Consider the following 3,006-nt stretch of genomic DNA (forward strand, 5'->3'; position numbering starts at 1 on the left):
GGCGGGCAGTCCGACGGCGACGGCCCGGCCGTCCTTGAGGACGGTGACCCGGTCGCCGATGGTGCGGATCTCCTCCAGGCGGTGGGAGATGTAGATGACGGCGACGTTGTCGGCGGTGAGGGCCTCGACGATACGGAAGAGGTTGGCGACCTCGTCGGGGTCGAGGGCGGCGGATGGTTCGTCCATGACGATCAGGCGTACGTCGTGGGAGAGGGCGCGGGCCATGGAAACGATCTGCCGCTGGGCGGCGGAGAGTTCGGCGACGGGGGCGTCGGGGTCGATCTCCGGGTGGCCGAGTCGCTTCAGCAGGCCGGCCGTGGCGGTACGGGCCGTGCGGGCGCGGACGACGAATCCGGCGGTGGTGGGCTCGTGTCCGAGGTGGACGTTCTCGGCGACGGAGAGGCCTTCCACGAGGTCGAGTTCCTGGTAGATGGTGGCGATGCCGAGGCGCATGGCGGCGATCGGGGTGGGGAGGGCGACGGGGGCGCCGCGCCAGGTGATGCGGCCTCCGTCGGGCTGATGGGCCCCGGCGAGGACTTTGATGAGGGTGGATTTTCCGGCGCCGTTCTGGCCGAGGAGGCAGTGGACCTCGCCGGGCCGGACCTCCAGGTCGACGCCGTCGAGGGCGCGGACGCCGGGGAAGGACTTGGTGATGCCTTCCATGGTGAGCAGGGGCGGGGACGCAGATGAGGGCGGGGGTGGGGACTGAGGTGGGGGTGGTTCGGGTGCCATTGGTGTTCCCCTCGGCGGGTGCGGGTTGCGCCTGGGCGAGTGGGGTGATGACGTACTGCGGCGGGTGGGGTGAAGACGTGGTGCGGCGAGGCGTGAAGACGCGGTGGGGCGGGTGTGGGCATCGCCGCAGGGGCGGAACGAATGCCCGCGAGCCCACTACGCCGGTGAGAAGAGGTGGTCGCTGATGAGGCGGGCCGCGCCGGTGACGCCCGCCGTCTGGCCGAGCTCGCCCAGCACGATGGGGAGGTTGCCGGTGGCCAGGGGCAGGGACTGGCGGTAGACCTGCGTACGGACGGAGGCGAGGAGGTTGTGGCCGAGGCCGGTCACGCCGCCGCCGATGACGACGAGTCCGGGGTTGAAGAAGCTGACGAGTCCGGCGATGACCTGGCCGACCCGGTTGCCGCCCTCGCGGATCAGGGTGAGGGCGGTGGCGTCGCCCGCGGCGGCCGCCGCGGCGACATCGGCGGCGGTGAGGGAACCGGCCGCCTCGAGACGGGCGGCGAGTTCCGGTGAGCGTCCGGTACGGGCCGCCTCCTCGGCGTCGCGGGCCAGCGCCGCGCCGCTGAAGTGGGCCTCCAGGCAGCCCTTGTTGCCGCAGGCGCAGTCCCGGCCCGCCGGGTCGACCTGGATGTGGCCGATGTCGCCGGCGCTGCCGGTCGTTCCGCGGTAGACCTGGCCGCCGACGACGATGCCGCAGCCGATGCCCGTACCGATCTTGACGCAGAGGAAGTCGGCGACGGAGCGGGCGACACCGGCGTGCTGCTCCCCCATTGCCATGAGGTTCACGTCGTTGTCGACCATGACCGGGCAGCCGAGTTCCTGGCTGAGCGCCTCCCGGACCGGGAAGCCGTCCCAGCCGGGCATGATCGGCGGGGCGACCGGGATGCCTTCGGGGAAACGGACGGGGCCGGGGACGCCGATGCCCGCCCCGTCGAAGCCTTCGGCGAGGCCCGAGGCACGGAGCTTGTTCGCCATCGACAGGGCTTGTTCGAAGACGGCGACCGGGCCCTCACGGACGTCCATGGGGTGGTTGAGGTGCCCGAGGACTTCCAACTCGGCGTTGGTGACGGCGACATCGACCGAGGTGGCGCCGATGTCGATGCCCAGGAAGCGGAGTTCGGGCGCGAGGCGGATGTTGTGCGAGCGGCGCCCGCCGCGGGAGGCGGCGAGTCCGTCGGCGACGACGAGCCCGGTCTCCAGGAGCCGGTCGACCTCGACCGCGAGCTTGGAACGGGACAGGTCGATCTGATCGCCCAGCTGGGCACGGGAGTTGGGTCCGCCGTCGCGCAGCAGACGCAGCAGACGCGCCTGATGCGCGTTGGCCGGTCGTGCGGTCATTCGTCTCACGCGCCCCTCCCGCCTGCTGCTACTGGCTTCGGCCGTGCTCGGCCTGGCTTTCGAGGGGAACGTAGCAGCGCTGTCCCGGGGTGGGAAGAAGTTGCGCAGCAATCACCGCGAACTTTCGCCGCACCGAGGACAAAGCGGGGGCGCGGTGTCCGCCGCGTTCTGCGGCGGGTGTCGCGACGTACCCCCGTACGGGCCGGTCAGGGCGTTCGTACGACCTGACCGCCGTAGGAGAGGTTGCCGCCGAAGCCGAAGAGCAGGGCCGGGGAGCCGGAGGGGATCTCGCCGCGCTCGACGAGCTTGGAGAGGGCCATCGGGATGGAGGCGGCCGAGGTGTTGCCCGAGTCGACGACGTCGCGGGCGACAACGGCGTTGACGGCGCCGATCTTCTGGGCGACCGGTTCGATGATGCGCAGGTTGGCCTGGTGCAGGACGACGGCGGCGAGGTCCTCGGGGGTGAGACCGGCCCGGGCGCAGACCTGGCGGGCGATGGGCGGGAGCTGGGTGGTGGCCCAGCGGTAGACGCTCTGGCCTTCCTGGGCGAAGCGGGGCGGCGTGCCCTCGATCCGTACGGCGTGGCCCATCTCGGGGACCGAGCCCCACAGCACCGGGCCGATGCCCGGCTCTTCGCCGGGCCCCGTGGCCTCGACGACCGCGGCACCCGCGCCGTCGCCGACGAGGACACAGGTGCTGCGGTCGGTCCAGTCGACGATGTCGGCCATCTTGTCGGCCCCGATGACCAGGGCGCGGGTCGCCGACCCGGCGCGTACGGCGTGGTCGGCGGTGGCCAGGGCGTGGGTGAATCCGGCGCAGACGACGTTGAGGTCCATCGTGGCCGGCGCCGCCATGCCGAGGCGTGCGGCGACGCGCGCGGCGGTGTTGGGCGAGCGGTCGATGGCGGTGGAGGTGGCGACGAGGACGAGGTCGATG

3 protein-coding genes are annotated in these 3,006 nt (G+C 72.2%); all 3 read right to left on the bottom strand.

Features of this window, described 5'->3' with window-relative positions; all coding sequences use genetic code 11:
- Positions 1 to 663: ATP-binding cassette domain-containing protein (locus IEZ01_RS35260; RefSeq protein ID WP_229833260.1), on the bottom strand; the 663-nt coding region annotated here is incomplete at its 3' end.
- 225 nt (positions 664 to 888) lie between these two features.
- Positions 889 to 2,070, bottom strand: coding sequence for an ROK family transcriptional regulator (locus IEZ01_RS28515; protein ID WP_019890531.1), 1,182 nt, complete (start codon positions 2,068 to 2,070; stop codon positions 889 to 891).
- 206 nt (positions 2,071 to 2,276) lie between these two features.
- Positions 2,277 to 3,006, bottom strand: a 730-nt coding sequence (locus IEZ01_RS28520) for a beta-ketoacyl-ACP synthase 3 (protein WP_229833261.1), incomplete at its 5' end; no start/stop codon positions are given.

The sequence above is a fragment of the Streptomyces purpureus genome (assembly GCF_014648195.1).
Lineage (GTDB): Bacteria > Actinomycetota > Actinomycetes > Streptomycetales > Streptomycetaceae > Streptomyces > Streptomyces purpureus.